The sequence below is a fragment of the Oceanicaulis sp. genome (assembly GCF_965284345.1).
In the GTDB taxonomy this organism is placed as follows: Bacteria; Pseudomonadota; Alphaproteobacteria; order Caulobacterales; family Maricaulaceae; genus Oceanicaulis; species Oceanicaulis alexandrii_A.
Window position 1 is genome coordinate 1,071,164 of record NZ_OZ260073.1, and the last position, 19,654, is coordinate 1,090,817.

A 19,654-nucleotide genomic window follows, 5' to 3' on the forward strand; every position below is an offset into this window, starting at 1 on the left:
GGGTCTCAGTATTGCGGCGCCGGATCGGGGGGCGGATTAGGAACACGGCGGAGTATGGACGAAACCGGCGCGCACCGTGATCGGCCACCGCACCCGGATCTCGGCTTGGCCCCAAGCCTCGCGCGCCTGATCCAGATAGCCGTCCACCAGAGCATCCTCGCCCGCAGCGCGCGCGCCGCGCAGGGCCGACCAGCTTTCGAGATAGGCGGCCATCTCGTCAAAGCGCCAGTCATGAACGATGGCGCCGCCATTCACCGCGATCTCGTCAAAGGGGAAATCAAAGCGGGCATAGGCGGTCTCAACATCTTCGCGCTCGGGTCGCCACCACGGATCAAGCGCATGATAAAGCTGGCCTATGGGCTTCATCGCTTCGGTGTCCGCCTCGGCGTTGTTATAGGTGATCAGCGCCAGCACCGCGCCCGGCGCCGCGATCCGGCGCACCTCGGCGTAAAACCGCGGACGGTCAAACCAGTGCGCCGCCTGCGCCGCGGTGATCAGGTTCGCGCTGCCGCTGGCGACCGGCAGGGCTTCGGCGGGGGATTTGGCGTAACTGACCTTGGGGTGAGGCCGCGCATGGGCGAGCTGGCTGTCGCTGGGATCAAACGCCCGCACCTCATCAAAATACTCCGCCAAGAGCACGGATAACTGGCCCGTGCCGCAGCCCACATCCACCGCGAGCCGGTGCTGGCTCACAAGGCCTTCCAGCGTGAAGGTGAGCTTGGGCGGATAGATCGGACGACCGGCGGCGTAACGTTCGCCGCCTTGATCAAACGGATTGGCTGTCATGAAGGTCCTCCGGTCTGCAGTGTCCATATAAATACGATACCGTGACAGCCGATAAGGTCACGCGTCTCGGGTCAACGGCGCGAAGCGCTGCGCAATAGCGTCAAGCGCCGTGACGCGCCGTTGCTCCCAGCTGCCTGACAGGCGCACATAATCAACGCCGCGCCGCTCCAGCGCCTCAATGGAAAGCTCGAAAAAGCGCTGGCGGTCCGTCGGATCGCCATAGACTCGCGTGCCGTCATCCACGAAGGGCTGGTCGATATCGGTCAGAAGATAAAGATCGCCGTCCGGATCCGGCGACGGATCAAAGACCGAAGCGCCCAGCATCATCTGAGACCAGACTTCGGTCAGAAGCCCGTCCGTGTCCGAGATCACGAAGCCTTCCGCCGTACGCCGGGCCGCCTCAATCGCAGAGGTCTGTCCCGCAGCAATATTGCGCAGGTCCTGTGCGCTGCAATCGGTCCCGTAGAGCTCGCACCAGGTCCGACCGAATTCTGGCGCATAAGCGCCGCCAAGCGCCCGGGCGAGCTCCTGCCCCAGCACGGACTTGCCGGTGCTTTCAGGGCCATGCATGACGATCGTGCGGGTGAACCAGGGACGAGCGGGTAGTGCGATCATCGACCAGTGCGCGATCGGTTTTTGCCGGATCTGGGCGCCGCTGACGGGCCGGCAGACGCGCTCGATATCCGCGGGCCAGAATTCCGCCCCCAACTCTTGCGCCAGCCTGAGACCATACGCCTCGGACGCAAACACACGGTGGATGGGTTCGGGATGAACGCTGCGGACCAATTCGCGCCAGATGTCCCAGAATTCAGGACACTCGGAAGGCTCCTGAGGCACGTCGCGGTCGTAATGGAGCACGCGGGCATCGGGATAGAGCGCGCTCATCCACTCATGGCGCAGCTTGCCCGGTATGGGCTCACGATCGAGCGAACAGACAAGAATGGTCAGCTGATCGCAGAGCCCGGCGGCGAAATCGCACAGATACATATGCCCGGCATGGGGCGGCATGAACTTGCCCAGAACAAATCCATGGACCGGCCGGGTCATTGGGCCGGCGCGGCCTTGGGCTCCGCGCTTGAATCCCGGCGCCATTGCCAGAAGCCCCAGACGCACATCAGCAGAAACAGGGCGTAGAGCCCGCTGGTCAGCAAGAGACCCTTGTAGGCGTAGACCCCTATGGCGACCACATCGACGCCGATCCAGACCAGCCAGTTCTCAAGGTATTTGCGCGCCAGCATGACCTGAGCGACCAGGCTGAAGCTCGTGGTCATCGCATCCCAATACGGCAGGTCGGCATTGGTGAAGCGGTCCATCACAAGGCCGAGGACCAGAGCGCCTGCAGCGCCAACCGCCAGCCAGGGCAGAAGCTTCTGAACGCCCAGCCCGACCACCGGCGCCTGACTGCCAGCTTCGGCCTTGTCGCGGTGTGACAGCCAGAACCACCAGCCATAGGCCTGAAGGACGCAGAATATCAGCTGCAGGCCGAAGTCTGAATATAGCCGGACGTCGAAAAAGATCAGCGCATAAAGGCTGGTCATGGCGATGCCGACCGGCCAGGCCCACATGCTCTGCCGGATCAAAAAGAACAGGCAAAGCACGCCGAGCCCGGCGGCAGTCGGTTCAAGCCATGTCATGAGCGAGGCTTAGCCTTCGCTTTCCAGGCCCTCATTCCACTCGCCCAGCGCGGCGAGGCCGTTCATGCGGGCGCGGTGGTTGAAGGCTTTCTGACCGGCGGCGACATCAGAGCCGTTCCACGCCTTCAGCGGGGCGGCCTGCAGCGCACGGCCATAGGAGAAGGTCAGCGGCCAGGGCATGTCGAAGCCTTCATTGAGAAGGTTGAGGTGCGCAGTGGCGTCCAGATCAGACTGGCCGCCCGACAGGAAGGCGATGCCCGGAACCGCCGCCGGAACGGTGTTCAGAAGGCATTGCGCCGTCATCTCGGCCACTTCTTCATGGCTGGCCTGATCGGCGCATTTCTTGCCGGCGATGACCATGTTCGGCTTCAGAACCGTGCCTTCCAGGATCACGCCCTGATCAAACAGCTCGGCGTAGAGGCGCTTGAGCGTGAACTCGGTCACTTCGTAACAACGCTCGATGGAATGATCACCGTCCATCAGAACCTCAGGCTCGACGATCGGGACAATATTGGCTTCCTGGCACAGCGCCGCGTAGCGAGCGAGCGCGTGCACGTTCACATCCACCGCGTACTGGGAGGGAATGTCCTCGCCATTAATGTCAATGACAGCGCGCCATTTGGCGAAACGCGCGCCCAACTCGTAATACTCGGCCAGACGCTCGCGCAGACCATCGAGGCCCTCGGTGATGGTCTCGCCTTCAGCGCCCGCCAGCGCTTTGGCGCCGGCGTCCACCTTGATGCCCGGAACCGAGCCCGCGTCTTCGATCAGCTTGACCAGCGGCGTACCGTCAGCGGCTTTCTGGCGCAGGGTTTCGTCAAACAGGATGACGCCGGAGACATGGTCGGTCATGGCGGGCGTGGTGCGGAACAGCATCTCGCGCCAGTTGCGGCGATTGTCCTCAGTGTTTTCCAGGCCGATGCCGTCAAAACGCTTGCCGATGGTGCGCGTGGATTCGTCGGCGGCCAGAAGGCCTTTGCCCGGCGCCGTCATGCGGATCGCGATTTCGTTGAGCTGATCGATGTCCATGACCGTCGTCCCCCGTAAGATGATGTGTGGCGAGCCTCGCCGAATTGAGTGTGTGTTTCGCCCCGAGCGGGCGAATGGTCAAGACTTAGTCCCGTAGCGCTTCCACGCCGGGCAGAGCCTTGCCTTCCAGCCATTCCAGAAACGCGCCGCCCGCGGTCGAGACAAAGGTGAAATCACCCGACACCCCGGCCTGGTTGAGCGCGGCGACCGTATCGCCCCCGCCCGCCACAGCCGTCAGGCCATGATCCTTGCAGCGCGATGCGGCATAGCGGGCCGCTTCCACCGTGGCGGTGTCGAAGGGCGGCGTTTCGAACGCGCCCAGCGGACCGTTCCACACCAAAGTGCGCGAGGCGGCGATGGCGTCGGCGAGCTGATCGACGGTCTCAGGTCCGCAATCAAGGATCATCTCGGTCTTGGCCACGTCCTCAACCGACGCCACACGGCGCTCGGCATGGGGTTTGAATTCCTTGGCCACCACCACGTCAGTGGGCAGCAGCAAGGCGCACTGTGCTTGCCCGGCGGCTTCGTCGATGGCCTTGGCGGTGTCGATCAGATCGACCTCGTAAAGGCTCGCGCCCACATCATGACCGCGCGCGGCCAGGAAGGTGTTCGCCATGGCGCCGCCCACAAACAGGCGGTCCACCTTTTTGACGAGGTTTTTCAGGAGTTCGATCTTGGTGGAGACCTTGGCCCCGCCCACCACCGCCAGCACCGGGCGGTTGGGGTTGTCGAGCGCCGCGGTCACATGATCAATTTCACGCTGCAAGGCGAGGCCGGAATAAGCGGGCAACAGCCGGGCCACGCCTTCAGTCGAGGCATGCGCCCGGTGTGCGGCGGAGAAGGCGTCGTTCACATACACGTCCGCCAGGTCCGCCAGCTGGGCGGAAAACGCCGGGTCGTTGCTCTCTTCGCCCGCATGGAAACGCGTATTCTCCAGCAAGAGCACATCGCCCGCCTTCATCAAGGCAATCGCGCCCTTCGGGTCTTCGCCCACGCAATCAGAGACGAACTTCACCGGATGGCCGATCAGAATCGCCAGCGGCGTCGCCACCGGCGCCAGGCTCATATTGGGGTCGCGTTGACCCTTGGGACGGCCGAAATGCCCCATCAGGATCACTTTCGCCCCGCCCTCTCGCAGGAAGGCGATGGTCGGCAGCGCCGCGCGCAGGCGGGTGTCGTCACTGACGCTCCCGCCTTGCATGGGCACGTTGAAGTCCACGCGGACAAGAACGCGCTTGCCGGCGATGTCGGCGTCTTCGATACGGCGGATCATGTCAGCGTCCCTTCAAGGTCCGTCAGTTTAGAGAAAGCGGCCCATGGCCTTGGCGGTGTCGAGCATGCGGCACGCAAAGCCCCATTCATTGTCGTACCAGGTCATGACGCGGACCAGGCGTTCGTCGATCACATTGATCTTGTCGAGCGCCACCACCGATGAGCGGCTGTCATGGTTATAATCGATCGACACCAGCGGCGCGGTATCATAGCCCAGAACGCCCTTCATCGGACCGTCCGCGGCCGTCTTAATCGCTGCCGACAATTCCTCGACCGAAGTCGCCTTGCCCGGCGTGAACACCAGATCAATCAGCGACACATTCGGGGTCGGCACGCGGACAGCGGAGCCGTCGAGCTTGCCCGCCAGTTCCGGCAGCACCAGGCCGACCGCCTTGGCCGCGCCGGTGGAGGTGGGGATCATCGACATCGCCGCCGCGCGGGCGCGGTGCAGATCCTTGTGGTTCCGGTCCAGCGTCGGCTGATCGCCGGTGTAGGCATGGATGGTGGTCATGTGACCGCGCTCGATGCCGACCGCGTCATTGAGCACCTTGGCCACCGGCGCCAGGCCGTTGGTGGTGCATGAGGCGTTGGAGACGATGAGGTCTTCGGCCGTCAGCTGGTCATGGTTCACGCCATAGACGATGGTCTTGTCGGCGTTCTTGGCCGGGGCCGAGCACAGAACGCGTTTGGCGCCGGCCTCGATATGAGCCATGGCCTTCGCCTTGTCATTGAACTGGCCGGTGCATTCCATCACCAGATCAATGCCCATATCCGCCCAGGGCAGCTTGGCGGGATCGCGCTCATTGACCTTGGTGATCTTGCCGAAGCCCAGATCCATCCAGTCTTCGCCGGTGGTCAGATCGCCGCGATAGCGGCCATGCACGCTGTCAAACGCGAACAGATGGGCGATGGCTTCAGCGGTGCCCGAATTATTGATGGCCACAATTTCGAGCTCGCCAGCCTGCTCGTGCTCCGCCAGAGCCCGCAGAGCCAGACGGCCGATCCGACCAAATCCGTTGATCGCCACACGCAGCGCCATGATCCGCTCCTTTTTATCGGTTTGAGCCGGGCGCAGCCAAGCGCTTGCGGCCTTGAGACATATCGCGCGCGGTTTAGACGGTTCCCGACCGTCCGTCCATACGCCGGGCGCCGGGACCGCGTCCCGCCCTTGCATCCGAGCCCATGAACTGCAAGAAACCTCGTCAAAATTCTGACAGGGTCAGGACAGTCTTTTTTTGGGGATTGAGATGAAAGTACTCGTGCTCGGCGGTGATGGTTTCTGCGGCTGGCCGTCTGCGCTGCATCTGTCTGCGCGTGGCCATGACGTTGTAATCGTGGACAATCTGTCTCGCCGGAAAATCGACATCGAGCTGGAAGTCGACTCTCTGACGCCGATCCGCCCCATGGGCGAGCGCCTGGAGGCCTGGAAAGAGGTGTCGGGCAAGGAGATTCGCTTCAAGGATCTCACCATCGGCAAGGACTATCAGGAACTGGTCGACCTGATCCTTGAAGAAAAACCTGACAGCATCATTCACTTCGCCGAACAGCGCGCTGCGCCCTATTCGATGAAGTCCGCGCGCCACAAGCGCTACACGGTCGACAACAACCTCAACGCCACCAATGACGTGCTGGCCGCCATCGTGGACACCGGGCTGGACATCCACCTCGTTCACCTCGGCACCATGGGCGTGTACGGCTACGGCACTGCGGGCATGAAAATCCCCGAAGGCTATCTGAAGGTCAAAGTGGAGACTCGCGAAGGCCTGAAGGATCAAGAGATCCTGTACCCGGCCAATCCGGGCTCGATCTACCACATGACCAAGACCCAGGATCAGTTGTTCTTCCATTTCTATAACAAGAACGACAAGGTGAAGATCACCGACCTGCACCAGGGCATTGTCTGGGGCACCCAGACTGAAGAAACCAAGAAAGACGAGCGCCTGATCAACCGGTTCGACTATGACGGCGATTACGGCACCGTGCTGAACCGTTTCCTGATGCAGGCCGCCATCGATTTCCCGATGACCGTGCATGGCACCGGCGGCCAGACCCGCGCCTTCATCCACATTCAGGACACGGTGCGCTGCATCCAGCTGGCGGTCGAGAACCCGCCCGAACATGGCGAGCGCACGCGCATCATGAACCAGATGACCGAAACCCACCGGGTTCGCGAGCTGGCCGAGATGATCGCCAACATCTCCAAGACCGAAGTGGCCTATCTGCCCAATCCGCGCAATGAAGCCGATGAAAACGAGCTTCACGTGGAGAACGACACCTTCCTGTCCATGGGTCTGAAGCCGATCACCCTGGCTGAAGGTCTGATGGAGGAAGTCACCGAGATCGCGAAGAAATATTCCGATCGCTGCGACCGCTCCAAAGTCAAATCGGTGTCTTACTGGAACAAGGATCGTGAAGCCGCCCAGTCTGAAAAAGGCTGAGCGCTCTGATCTGAGCCAGACGATCCAAGGCCGGAGCATTGTCTCCGGCCTTTTTTCTCACCCTTGCGCACCCCGCCCCTTGAAGCGGACGCTCTGACCGCTCACCCTGCCGGGGGCGAGCACAGGTGACCCATGTCGGCGTTGAAATCTGAATACAGGCTGGCGCTGGAAGCGGGCGCGCAAGCGCTCGACGCGGCGCTGGACGGGCTTGACGCCGCAGGCGCCGTGCGCCGGGTGCTCGCGGGCATCTATCCGGGAGAATCCTGCGTCGTGTCGTCCTTCGGGGCGGAAAGCGCGGTGATCTTGCATCTCGTCGCCCAGGCCAAGCCCGATACGCCGGTCCTGTTCATGGACACCGGCCAGCTGTTTGACGAGACCCTCGCCTATCGCAACGCCCTGTCCGAGCGTCTAGGCCTGAGCGATGTGCGCACCCTGTCGCCCAATCAAGACCATCTCAAAGCCGATGATCCTGACGGCACGCTGCATCAGACCAATCCTGATCTATGCTGCCATATCCGCAAGACCTTGCCGCTGATCAGCGCGCTGCGGCCTTACAAGGTCTGGATTTCAGGGCGCAAACGCCATCATGGCGGGGATCGCGCCGCCCTGCCGCGGGTCGAGATTCAGGACGGCAAGCTCAAGCTCAACCCGCTTTATGACTGGTCACGTGATCAGATCAACGCTTATTTCGAGACCCATGACCTGCCGCCCCACCCCATGGTGGCGGACGGTTATCCCTCGCTGGGCTGCCTGCCCTGCACCACGCAGGTCTCAGACCCTGCCGAGGATCCGCGCGCGGGACGCTGGGCAGGTCAGGACAAGACCGAGTGCGGCATTCATATCGGTGAAGATGGTGTGATCACCCGCACGGGCGGCTAGTCCCGCCTAAGCGGAGAGGCGCTGTTCGAGCTTTCTCAGGAACGCCATGCAGGCGTCAAGTTCGCTGACGGCGACAAACTCATCGGCCTGATGCGCCTGCTCGATCGAGCCCGGCCCGCAAATGACCGTCGAGAAGCCTGCGTCCTGAAACTGACCGCCCTCGGTACCGTAGGCGACCACGCGCGGGCTGTTATCTCCGGTCAGAGCGCGGGCGAGGGCTTCCGCCTCTCCCATCTCTTCAGGCCGCAGCGGCGGCACGTCGGAGAGGATCTGGATCGTGATCTTCGCGTCCGGCGCCGTCTTGCGCATCTCCGCTTCAAGCGCCCGCGCCCGCTCCGCCAGCCGCCGGCCCAGCCCCGGTCCGTCATCCCAGGGCGCCGGACGCATCAGGGATTCAAACCAGGCGTGACGCGCCAGAATATTGATCGCGGTGCCGCCGCCCATCTGACCGATGGTCATCGTGCCATAGGGCGGGTTGAACGGGCTGTCGCTCGGAGCTTTGGCCTTAAGGGCGTCCGCTTCCTCGACGATCCAGTTCATCAGGCGCACCGCGTTGGTCGCGGCGCAGGCGCCGTCCTCGACCAGCGACGAATGCGCTTCCTTGCCGAAGACTTCGACGCGTACGGAGAACAAGCCCTTATGGCCTGTCACCACGGCCATCTCGGTGGGCTCGCCCACGATCACGCACGAGGGACGCGGCGTATGTCCCGCCATTTGAGCGATCATGTCCGGCGCCCCCAGGCACCCGACTTCCTCGTCATACGAGAACGCGAAATGCACAGGCCGCTTGAGGTTCGCCTTGGCGAAGCTCGGCGCCTGAGCCAGGGCGCAGGCGATAAAGCCCTTCATGTCGCACGCGCCGCGCGCATAGAGCTTGCCGTCGCGTTCGGTCAGCGTGAACGGATCAGAACTCCAATCCTGACCATCCACCGGCACCACATCGGTATGACCCGACAGCACGACGCCGCCATCCACATCCGGTCCCAGGACCGCATGCAGATTGGCCTTCTTGCCGTCGGGACTGGCGATGCGATGGCACACCGCGCCGAGACTGGCCAGATACGCCTCCACCCGGTCAATCAGAGCCAGGTTGGAATTGCGAGACGTGGTGTCAAAAGACACCAGCTCGGCCAGCCAGTCGGTCGCGGTGCGCATCGGCTTTACTGCTCGTCGATCGGACGGTTTGGCAGGCTGATCAGCTCCATGCGGAAAATCAGCGTGGCGTTCGGGCCGATCGGACCGCCGGGCGTGCCAGTGGGGCCATAGGCGAGATTTGAGGGAATGAAGAGGGTCCATTCCTCGCCCACATGCATCAGCGGCAGCGCTTCCACCCAGCCTGCGATCAGGCGATTGGACGGGAAGGTGGCGGACTGGCCGCGCGCATAGGAGCTGTCAAACACCGTGCCGTCGATCAGCGTGCCTTCATAATCGACTTCAACCATCTCGCCGCGCGGATCAGGCGAAACCCCGTCCCGGGCGCGATTGATGCGGAACTGAAGGCCCGACGGCAGGGTGAACACGCACGGATTGACCGCGTTCTGCTCCAGGAAGGCGGCGCCCAGTTCAGCGTTGTAATCGGCCAGCGCCTGATCCTCGGCGCGGTCAGGGGCGGTGAATTCAGGATCCTCACCCTCGACCCGGCACTGGCGCGCTTCGGCGACAATGGTCTCTTCTTCCGACATTTCGGCTGAACCCGCCATGGCTTCAAGGATGTCATTGACCTGAGCTTCGCTCTCGCTCAGCGCCTCTTCACCGCCCGCATCATCGGCGGGCTCTTCGGCGGACGGCGCGCCACAGGCGGCGAGGCCCAGGCTGACAAGCGCGGCGGTGGTCAAAAGCGCAATACGGTTCATGGTGAACTCCCCTAAGTCCTCACGCGCCGACGGGCGCAGAGTGTCAGGCCTGAGCCTGAACGCGAAACGGCGCGAGCTTATCAGGCCCGCGCCGCGCGTCGAGTGGGTGTATGAAGCGCTCAGTCGAGCTCGAGCACATCGGTGAAGAACAAGGTTTCCGCCGCCCGCTGGAAATCCCGATTGGATTTCTTGCGGAAGCCATGGCCTTCGTCCATCGCCAGCAAATACCACGGGTCTCCCCCGGCCTCGCGCACCGCGCTCAGGATCTGCTCGGCTTCAGACGCCGGCACGCGCGGGTCATTGGCGCCCTGGATGATGAAAAGCGGCGCCGTGATGCGATCCGCCTGATTGGCGGGGCTGATCTCCTGCAAGAAGGCGTACATGTCCGGATCGCGTTCATCACCATATTCAGCCCGGCGCAGATCGCGGCGATACCCGTTGGTGTTTTCCAGGAAGGTCACAAAATTGGAGATGCCGACAATATCCACGCCGCCCGCAAGCCGGTCGGAATAATGCACCATGCTGGCCAGAACCATATACCCGCCATACGACCCGCCATAGACCACGACGCGGTCTTCATCGAGGTCAGGCTGTTCAGCGACCCAGTCCAGCAACGCGCCGATATCGCGCACGGAATCCTCACGATTCATGCCGTTGTCGAGCGCCACATACGCATTGCCATACCCTGATGAGCCGCGAACATTGGGCGCGATGACAGAGACGCCCAGCTCATTGACCCAGTACTGGATCGTCGAGCTGAAACCCGGCCGCTCCTGGCTTTCCGGGCCGCCATGAATGTCGATGATCACCGGACTCGGCCCCTCGCCGGGCGCCGCATAATAGAATGCCGGGATTTGCAGGCCGTCAAAGCTGGTGAACTCGATCAACTCGGGCGTGACGAAGGAATCCGTGTCCAGCCCGCCCACTTCAGACTGGGTCCAGCGCGTCAGTTCACCGGTCTCCAGCGTATAGGTCCAGGCGTCGCCCGGCGATTGCGCGCTGACATGAGAGAAGCCAAGACGGGCGTCGTTTGAGTCAAACTGCACGCCGCCGATCAAGCCCAGCGGCAGATCGGGAGTCGGGCGTGTTTCACCACTGACTGGATTGATGATGTGCAGCTCGGAGTTGCCGCCGCTATTGAGGACATAGGCGAGCGTCTCCCCATCCGAAGACAGGTCCATGCCGCTGACATCCCAGCCATGGTCGGGCGTGACCTGACGCATGGCGTTGTCGGCCAGATTGATCTCCACAACCCGGCGGAATTCGCCGCCCTGATCGGTAATCACATACAGGCTGTCGCCATCCGGAGTGAAAACCGCGCCGCCATACGCCACATCGGCGTCCGGATTGACCTCGGTCAACGCGCCGGACTCCACGTCCAGCACATAGAGATCGGCATGAGTGATCGAATAATAGCGCAGGATCAACAGCTGACGGCCATCCGCGGACCAGTCCACCGGGATCATCAGGCCTTCGCCCTCCAGCGCCACGCGCAGGGATGCGGGGTCGGACGGATCCGCGACCAGGATGTCAGAGTCCGGATCGCCGTCCACTTGCCGGTACCAGGCGATCCGGGCGCCGTCGTCTGACCAGTTCAGCCCGCCATTGCGCGTCTCGGCTTCGGTGAAGCGGGTGTACTGCGCGGTCTCAGGGTCAAACAGATAGCCCTGAAAGAACTCGTCACCGCCAATATCCTTGGTGAAGACAAACTGGCTGCCCCCCGGACGAACATTGGCGCCGCCGGTTCGCTCGGAGAAGAAGGTGACCTGGCGGCGCATGCCCATCGGGTCCGCCACATGGTGGATCTGGCTGGTCTCGCCGAACCGGGTGGTGATGTAGACGCCGCCATCGGGCGCGAAATCGGAAAACCCGGCCGAGCGCGTATTGGCGTATTGCTGGAGACGCTCCTGCACCGATGCGGGAATATCGGGGATGTTCTCCATCACCAGATTGCCCTGGGTCACACGCCCGTCCTGCTGAGCCGCGCTCAGCCCGACCGTAAACAACGCCATAATACAGGCGCTCGCGATCAGCTGTCTCATCACTCTCTCCCCATCAAACCTGTGCAGGATGTTCAGTCTGCGCTGATATCACCCCCAAGTGAACCCAAGCCCCGACAGGCGGCCCGGACGCAGCATCAGTCTCCGGCGTCTTCAGACATCCCTTGCGGTAGAATGGTGACGCGGTAAGCCTCTGACGGCTTGAGCGAGTCAGCGGCCAACGCCACCAGCTCATCCACCGTCACGGCGCGATAATCGTCTTGCACCGAGCGGATATGGTCGAGCGTCTCGGGCCGGCTCTGGGAGCGCGCCAGAGCATTCACCCAGAACGGGTTGCGTTCGAGATTCTCTTCCAGGCTTTCAAGGATCGGCTGACGTGCGCGCTGCAGCTCATCCTCGGTGATGTCGCCGCCGGCCATGGCCAGAGAGATCTCGTCGGCGATGTCATACATGCGGTCAATCTCGGACACATTCACGTCCAGACCGACCCAGAAGAAGCCATAGCCTTCCGAGACGCGCGATTGCTGGCTGGAGACAATGGCGGAATAGGTCGCGCCTTCCTGCTCCCGGAAGCGGTCGATCGCCTTGAGATTATAGACGGCGCGCATCAGGTCATAGGCTCGGCGCTGGCGTGGATCGATGCCGTCCGTGGTCGGGTAATACACATTCGCCATGCCCTGATAGTCCTGACCGTTGAAGGTCACGATCTCGGGCTGCTCTGTCGCCTCGGGAAAGCGGATCTGAGCATTCTCCTCATAGGCGGGCCAGCTGGAGTCACGATCATCCAGGGCGCCGAAGGTCGTCGCCACCACGTCGATGGCGCGCTCGGTGGTCACGTCGCCGGTGATGGTGATCTCGATCGGCGCGCTGTTCAACGCCGGCTCCAGCATGGTGCGAGCATGCTCCATGGTGAAGGCGCTGACTTCCTCTGAGGTCGGGAACCCCCAGCGCGGATCGCCGCTGCGCAGCATGCGGCCCACCCGGTTCACCGCCACCTGAACCGCCTGCGCGTTCTGGCCCCGGCGGATTTCCTCGGCGATGGCGCGGAACTGGTTGAGCCCGTCCTCACGCCAGCCCGGAGCGGTCATGAACGCCGCGAGAACCTGCATCTGCAGCTCAAAATCGGTGGGCGTCGTGGCGTTGGCGAAGGAGAAGGTGTCCGCGCCCACATTCAGGCCATAGCCCACTGAACGACCCGCCAGCAGCCGTTGCAGCTCGTCGCGATCATGGGCTTCAAGCCCGCCGCCGCCGAACACGGCGCCCAGAATGGTGCCTGCCGCAGGGCTGGGCTGCGGGGTCAGATCACCCGCGCCGAAATCCACGCGGACGCGGATGACATTGTCTTCAAAATCGGTGGTTTTGACGTTCAGACGCACGCCGTTGTCAAAAACGATCTGGTCAACGCCCAGATCCTCGACCCGGTCCGTGCTGACCACTTCGCCAGTCGGGCCGAACTCGGTATAGGCGAACTCGGATGAGCCTGCATCTTCCACCGGTTCCACAGGTTCAGCGGATGCGGCGAGCCAGGCTTCGCGCACGGCCGCTTCACCGTCCGCCAGGTCCTGATTGACAGCCACCATCACCATGGGCGGCGAAGCTTTCCAGATCTCCCTGAAGGCGTCTTCCACGGCTTCCACCGTGATGCGGTCTTCCTGCGCTTCAAAGCGCGCCAGCGCATCCTGGGGAGAGGAGAACACCTGACCTTCGATCCAGCTCGACCACAGGCCGTCCGCCAGATCGCCGCTTTCGCGCGTATCCGCCTGATCCACGGCGTTGCGCAGGCTGGTGCGCAAATTGGCCAGCTGTTCGTCGAGCTCGGCCTGCGTGAAGCCATACTCCTGAGCGCGACGCAGCTCCTGTTCCAGAACCGCCACGCCTTCGCGCCAGCGCGCCGGGCTTGAGACGGCGAACAGGCCCGCCTTGTTCACAAGACCAAACTCATTGCCATAAGACAGGCTGGCCTGAACCAGAGGCGAGGCGCCGCGATTGATCTCGCGTTGCAACCGGCGTTGAACGATGGCGTCGCCCAAACGGCGCAACAAATCCTCAAACCGGGCGGCCTTGGTGTCATAAGCGGCGGAGCCGGGCTCCATCACATCCACTGTGATCAGGGTGAACACGTCCGGATCGTAGAAAAAGCCAAAGGCGGGGTCTTGCGGATCTTCGACCGTGCCGATGTCGGGGTCAGGCGCAGCCGGTTGCGGTTGCTCCCAGTTGGCGAAGCTTTCAACGGAGTCCACGTCCAGCCCGTCCAGATCGATGGCGAAGCCGTTGCGGATTTTCTCTTCCACCAAGTCTGCGTCCACATCGCCGACGACGACCAGCATGCCGCGTTCGGGCGTGTAATAATCGCGATAATACGCTTCCAGCCGTTCCGCCGGCGCGGTCTCGATCACCTCCACCGTGCCGATGGCGTCACGCTCGGTGATGATCGTGTCAGGATAGAGGAAGGTGTAATAGGCGTTGAAAAAGCGACGGATCGGCGTGTTGCGGAAGCGCTCTTCGCCCAGAATGACGCCGCGCTCTCGATCAATCGCGTCGCTGTCGAACACCATTTCCGAAGCGGTCTCGCGCAACAGGAACAGGCCCACATTCAGCATGTCTTCGGAATTGCTGGGCAGGTCCAGCTGATAGCCCACCACTTCACGGCCCGTGAAAGCGTTGGTGTCCGGACCGAACGCCAGGCCATACCGCTCCAGCAGCGGCACCATCTCGCCTTCGGGCACATGCGTGGTGCCGTTGAACGCCATATGTTCGATGAAATGCGCCAGACCACGCTGATCATCGTCTTCGGCCAGAGAGCCCACATCAAACACCAAACGCAGGGCCGCCGTGCCGGTCGGCGTGTCGTTTTCCAAAATGGCGTAGCGCAACCCGTTCTCTAGCACGCCATAGCGCACATCAGACTGGGCAGCGATATCGCTGGCTTCATGCGGAAAGCTCGCTGCTTCAAAAGCGGCGGCGAGTTTCGCCTGATCTTCTCCGCTCTCGAGCGCCCCGCGATCAGAGCAAGCCCACAACGCCATGGCGGCGATTGGGATCAGACACCAGGCGAGACCGCGTGGGTGGAGCTTAACCATGATCAGAAACCTCAGATTCGGGCATGTGCCAATTAGGGCGAAAATAAGGACAGCGCGATCACTGGCAAATGAATTCCCGTTTAAAGCTGGGATTCATTCCAAACTGCGACTTATTTGATCGGATCGTGCTCGGCCACCCAATGGTCGGGCGCCACTTCGATCAGCTGCGGGCGGTATTGCTCAGCATCCGGATCATCAATCAGCTTGGACTTCATGAAACGCAACTGGGCGCGGCTGTCGAGCGGACTGGGAAGATCTCCCGTCAGCTCCAGACGTTCGCGATTTTTCTCGATTTCCGGATCCGGAATCGGCACCGCACTGATCAGCGCCTGGGTGTAAGGGTGACGGGCGTCGGTATAGATCGACTCGCGGTCCGCCAGCTCCACGATGCGGCCCAGATACAGCACCATGACCCGGTGAGACACCTCGCGCACGACCGAAAGATCGTGGGAGATGAACAGCATGGACAGGCCGAAATCCTTCTGAAGCCCGATCAGCAGCTCGATGATTTGCGCCTGAATCGACACGTCGAGCGCGGACACCGCCTCGTCACAGATCACCAGCTTGGGCTTGAGGATCATCGCGCGGGCGATCCCCACGCGCTGGTTCTGGCCGCCGGACAATTCGTGCGGGTAGCGATTGATCATGTTCGGATCGAGCCCGACCCGCTCCATCATCGCCTTCACCTCGACCTCTCGCTCTTTGGACGACATGCCCTTGCGGAAGGTGAGCATGGGTTCTGCGATGGAGGCGCCGATGCTCATACGCGGGTTCAAAGACGCCAGCGGGTCCTGGAAGACGATCTGCAGGTCTTCGCGCGCATCGCGCAGCTCTTTGGCTTTCAGCGACAGAAGATCCTTGCCGATCCAGCTCACCGACCCGGCGGTGGACGGCACGAGACGCAGCACGGCGCGCGCCAGGGTGGACTTGCCGCAGCCGGACTCGCCCACAATGCCCAAGGTCTCGCCCTCTTTGAGCTCGAAGCTGACCCCGTCCACGGCTTTCAAGGGCTTGGTCTTGGGAAACAATCCGCCGCCGACCACGACCGGGAAATGCACCTTGACGTCATCGGCCACCAAGAGCGCCTTGTCCTCGCCGATGGCTTCGTGCGGCGGCAGGGCTTCATGGCCGGGCTTGTCGGGCTGGTCGATGCGCGGCATGGCGTCCAGCAGCATCTGGGTGTAGGCGTGCGAGGGGGCGTTGAAGATGTCATAGACATCCCCGCCTTCCACATACTCGCCATGCTTCATGACCTGCACCCGATCAGCCATGCGCGCCACGACGCCCATGTCATGGGTGATCAGCGCAATCGCTGCGCCGGTCTCCGCCTTGAGCTCGTCCATGATGTCGAGCACTTGAGCCTGAACCGTCACATCAAGCGCAGTCGTCGGCTCGTCGGCGATCAGAAGATCAGGTTCGCACAGCATCGCCATGGCGATCATGACGCGCTGGCGCATGCCGCCCGACAGCTCGTGCGGGAATTGCTTGAGACGCCGCGCCGCTTCGGGAATGCGCACGCGCTCCAGCCAGTCCAGGCAACGCTTTGTGGCGGCCTCACCGCGCAAATCGGTGTGAATCTTCAGCACTTCCTCAAGCTGGGAACCCACTTTCATGTGCGGGGTCAGCGAGGTCAGCGGATCCTGGAAGATCATCGTCATGGACTTGCCGCGCACCGCATTGAGCTTGGACGGCGGCAGGTTCAGGATTTCCTGACCGGCGTATTTGATCGAGCCTTCCGCTTTGCCGTTGGAGGCCAGAAGCCCCATGGCCGCCAGGAAGGTCTGGCTCTTGCCCGACCCGGACTCCCCCACCACAGCCAGGCATTCGCCTGGAGAAATTTCCAGATTGACCCCGCGCACGGCGTGCACTTCGCCATCGGGCGTGTCAAAACGCACATTAAGGTCGGATACCTGAAAGATCGGCGCAGCTGTGGCAGTCAAGACAATGGCTCCAGAGGCAGAGACTTCTATGGAAAGTCCTGCACAATAGCTGCTGCGCGTTTCAACGCCAGCGCGCTCGGCGCCGCACAGGTCAGCAGCGCCGCGCTCGGGTCAGGCGCAGGATCAGCCCTCCGCCTTTTTCTCCTCGATGATCAGGTCCATGGACACGGTGAAGCGCTCATCCGGTGACGGCACGGAGGCGACGCCCGTCGGGGCGGTTTCAGCCCGGACGATCTCGCCAGCGCTCGTGACGGCCATCAGGTCTTCGGTCGTTTCGCCGATCAATGCTGCGACCGAGCCAGCGCCCTGCCCGGAAATCGTCAGCGTGTTCGCCGCGGTCTTCATGGAGACTTGCGCTTCGGACTTCACCTTGCGGGCGGCGGCGAGGATCTGGACAAAGGCTTCACCTTCCTCAGCGAAGACGCCCGCCGGCGCCTGCGCGTCCGCCTCGGGCCACATGCCGCGGGCATGAACTGTGGAGGGCGCGCCTTCGCGGTCCCCGATCAGAACCTCGTACAAGGCGTCGGTGACATAAGGGATGAACGGCGCAAACAAACGGATCAGAGCGTCCGTCGCATGCCACAGCGTATGCACCGCCGAGATTTCCTCGGCATTGGGCTGGCCTTCAAACCGGGTGCGGCGTTTGACGATTTCCAGATAATTGTCGCAATAGGTGCGCCAGAAGAAATCCTCGATATCGCGCTGGGCGGCGGCGTATTCGTAGTTTTCAAACGCCTTCGTGGCCTTGGCGATGGTTTTGGACAATTCACCCAGCAGCCATTGATCCAGGGGATGGCTGATCAGACCGCTCTCAATATCCGCTTTCGGCGTGGTCGGCTTCAAGGCGCTCGCGGCGTCGGCGGCTTCAAGGCTCATCGCGGCGAGTTTTGAGGCGTTCCACAGCTTGGTGACCAGACGCTTGCCCTGTTTGAGGGTGTTGGGCGACATCGCCGTGTCCTGCCCGAGGCGCGAGGTGCCGGTCCAGTAGCGCACCGGGTCGGAGCCATATTCGTCGAGCAGTTTGATCGGATCGATCACATTGCCCTTGGATTTGGACATTTTCGAACCGTCGCTCGCCAGGCACCAGCCTGAAATAGCGATGTTGGACCACGGGACCTTGTTCTCGTGATGCAGCGCCTTGACGATGGTGTAGAACGCCCAGGTGCGGATGATCTCATGCGCCTGCGGACGCAGCGCCATCGGGAACTGACGACGGTGCGCCTCGATATCCAGCGCATAGTCTTCATTGATCGAGCGGGTGTTGAGCTGCGGGCTGACCGACGACGTCGCCCAGGTGTCCATCACATCGCGCTCGCCCTCGACTTCGTGGGCCTCATAGCCTTCAGGCAGATCCGTGGTCGGGTCGACCGGCAGCTGGTCCTTGGACGGGATCAGGATCTTGCCCTCCTCGCCCGGACGCTTGGAATACCAGACCGGCAGCGGCACGCCGAAATGGCGCTGACGCGAGATCGACCAATCCCATTTCAGCCCGTCCACCCAGCTTTCAAAACGCTGGCGCATATACTCAGGCCGCCAGGTGATCTCGCGGCCCTTCTCAAGAATCTGTTCCTTGAAATCGAGCGTGCGGATGAACCATTGCGGGGTCACGATGATTTCCAGCGGCGCGCCGGAGCGTTCCGCGATCGGGATCACCTGATGGGTGGCCTCCTGCTTGATCACCAGATTGTTTTCGATCAGCCGCTCAAGGATGGCTTCCTTGGCTTTGGCCGCCTTCAGGCCCGCCAGCGCCTCCATGGTCGCTTTCGCGCTCTCAAGGTCCAGGCACGGCCAGTCTTCCGTCCCCAGCGGCAGCGTGTCGATCATCTTGCCGGCCTGATCGATGACAAGGCGCAGGGGCAGTTTATGGGTCCGATACCACTGGATGTCGGTGACGTCGCCGAAGGTACAGCACATCACGATGCCGGTGCCCTTTTCAGGGTCCACCGTGTCTTCAGCGTAAATCTCGACCGGCACGTTATAGAGCGGGCTGATGGCGCGCTTGCCGATCAGCTCACCCGCGCGCGGATGATCCGGGTGGATCATCAGGCCGCCGCAGGCGCCGATCAGTTCCGGGCGCGTGGTGGCGATGATCGCAGGCTCCAGCCCGCCGCCTTCGATTTCAAACGGGATATAGTTGAGCTTGCCTTCGCGCTCGGTCTCTTCAACCTCGGCCTGGGCGATGGCGGTGCGGTCCGCCGGGTCCCACAGGGTCGGCTCCAGACGGCGCTCCAGAAGGCCCTTGTGGAACAAGTCCAGGAAGGACATCTGGCTGACCGTCCGGCTCTCATCGGAAATCGTCTGGTATTCCCGGCTCCAGTCCACAGATAAAGCCAGGCGCGAAAACAGATCGCGGAATTGCTGCTCGTAAGGCGGGATTACCTCTTTGCACAGCGCCACGAACTCCTCGCGCGACATGGTGCCGCCGCGCACTTTCTTCACCTTCTCCACCAGGCGCTCGGTCGGCAGGCCGTTATCATCCCAGCCGATTGGATAAAGCACATTGCGGCCGCTCATCCGCATATAGCGCGCCATGATGTCGGTCTGGGTGTAGGAATAGACATGGCCCACATGCAAAGCGCCCGACACGGTCGGCGGCGGCGTGTCGATCACATAATCAGTGTTCGCCGGCGCGCTCGGATCCCAGACGAAGGCGTCGTCCTCGGCCCAGCGGGCGCGCAGGGCGGCTTCGGAGGCTTTGGCGTCATACTTGTTGGGAAACGGTTTCATGAGGGCGGACCGATAT

At 62.5% G+C, this 19,654-nt stretch carries 14 protein-coding genes; 2 read left to right on the forward strand and 12 right to left on the reverse strand.

The features are described from left to right. Positions 1–36 precede the first annotated feature (36 nt). The 6 genes from ACQ66J_RS05395 to gap all read right to left on the reverse strand — a co-directional run bounded on the left by ACQ66J_RS05395 (position 37) and on the right by gap (position 5,760). On the reverse strand, positions 37–786 hold the full coding sequence (locus ACQ66J_RS05395; protein WP_430430781.1) for a class I SAM-dependent methyltransferase: 750 nt from the start codon (positions 784–786) through the stop codon (positions 37–39). A gap of 57 nt (positions 787–843) precedes the next feature. Further along, positions 844–1,833 (reverse strand): AAA family ATPase, encoded by a 990-nt coding sequence (locus ACQ66J_RS05400; protein ID WP_430430782.1) that lies wholly within the window; start codon positions 1,831–1,833, stop codon positions 844–846. Next, positions 1,830–2,420 (reverse strand): nicotinamide riboside transporter PnuC, encoded by a 591-nt coding sequence (pnuC, locus tag ACQ66J_RS05405; protein WP_430430783.1) that lies wholly within the window; start codon positions 2,418–2,420, stop codon positions 1,830–1,832. The genes ACQ66J_RS05400 and pnuC overlap by 4 nt, the downstream gene beginning before the upstream one ends. Positions 2,421–2,429: 9 nt before the next feature. Further along, entirely contained in the window at positions 2,430–3,449 is a 1,020-nt protein-coding gene (locus ACQ66J_RS05410) for a class I fructose-bisphosphate aldolase (protein ID WP_430430784.1), read from the reverse strand. Positions 3,450–3,534: 85 nt separating this feature from the next. Next, the gene (locus tag ACQ66J_RS05415) at positions 3,535–4,722 is read right to left on the reverse strand and encodes a phosphoglycerate kinase (protein WP_430430785.1); all 1,188 of its coding nucleotides are present in this window, start codon (positions 4,720–4,722) and stop codon (positions 3,535–3,537) included. A 27-nt stretch (positions 4,723–4,749) separates the two neighbouring features. After that, complete coding sequence (gap, locus tag ACQ66J_RS05420) at positions 4,750–5,760, reverse strand: type I glyceraldehyde-3-phosphate dehydrogenase (RefSeq protein ID WP_430430786.1); 1,011 nt, start codon at positions 5,758–5,760, stop codon at positions 4,750–4,752. A 208-nt stretch (positions 5,761–5,968) separates the two neighbouring features. On the opposite strand from gap, the gene ACQ66J_RS05425 reads away from it, so the two are divergent. Together ACQ66J_RS05425 and ACQ66J_RS05430 are read left to right on the forward strand one after the other, a co-directional pair. After that, positions 5,969–7,159, forward strand: coding sequence for an NAD-dependent epimerase/dehydratase family protein (locus ACQ66J_RS05425; protein ID WP_430430787.1), 1,191 nt, complete (start codon positions 5,969–5,971; stop codon positions 7,157–7,159). Between the two features lie 132 nt (positions 7,160–7,291). Then, entirely contained in the window at positions 7,292–8,038 is a 747-nt protein-coding gene (locus ACQ66J_RS05430; protein ID WP_430430788.1) for a phosphoadenylyl-sulfate reductase, read from the forward strand. A 6-nt stretch (positions 8,039–8,044) separates the two neighbouring features. Here the strand turns inward: ACQ66J_RS05430 and argE are convergent, their stop codons facing one another. The 6 genes from argE to ACQ66J_RS05460 all read right to left on the reverse strand — a co-directional run bounded on the left by argE (position 8,045) and on the right by ACQ66J_RS05460 (position 19,638). Continuing rightward, a complete protein-coding gene (gene argE, locus ACQ66J_RS05435) occupies positions 8,045–9,193 on the reverse strand; it encodes an acetylornithine deacetylase (protein ID WP_430430789.1) in 1,149 nt (382 codons plus the stop codon). 5 nt (positions 9,194–9,198) lie between these two features. After that, the gene (locus ACQ66J_RS05440; RefSeq protein WP_430430790.1) at positions 9,199–9,891 is read right to left on the reverse strand and encodes an FKBP-type peptidyl-prolyl cis-trans isomerase; all 693 of its coding nucleotides are present in this window, start codon (positions 9,889–9,891) and stop codon (positions 9,199–9,201) included. Between the two features lie 119 nt (positions 9,892–10,010). Beyond that, positions 10,011–11,933 (reverse strand): S9 family peptidase, encoded by a 1,923-nt coding sequence (locus ACQ66J_RS05445; protein ID WP_430430791.1) that lies wholly within the window; start codon positions 11,931–11,933, stop codon positions 10,011–10,013. 95 nt (positions 11,934–12,028) lie between these two features. Then, on the reverse strand, positions 12,029–14,971 hold the full coding sequence (locus ACQ66J_RS05450; RefSeq protein ID WP_430430792.1) for a M16 family metallopeptidase: 2,943 nt from the start codon (positions 14,969–14,971) through the stop codon (positions 12,029–12,031). A 110-nt stretch (positions 14,972–15,081) separates the two neighbouring features. Next, positions 15,082–16,911 carry a dipeptide ABC transporter ATP-binding protein gene (locus ACQ66J_RS05455; RefSeq protein WP_430430793.1) on the reverse strand — a complete coding sequence of 610 codons (1,830 nt, stop codon included), beginning with the start codon at positions 16,909–16,911 and terminating at the stop codon, positions 15,082–15,084. Positions 16,912–17,034: 123 nt separating this feature from the next. Continuing rightward, complete coding sequence (locus ACQ66J_RS05460; protein ID WP_430430794.1) at positions 17,035–19,638, reverse strand: valine--tRNA ligase; 2,604 nt, start codon at positions 19,636–19,638, stop codon at positions 17,035–17,037. Positions 19,639–19,654 lie beyond the last annotated feature (16 nt).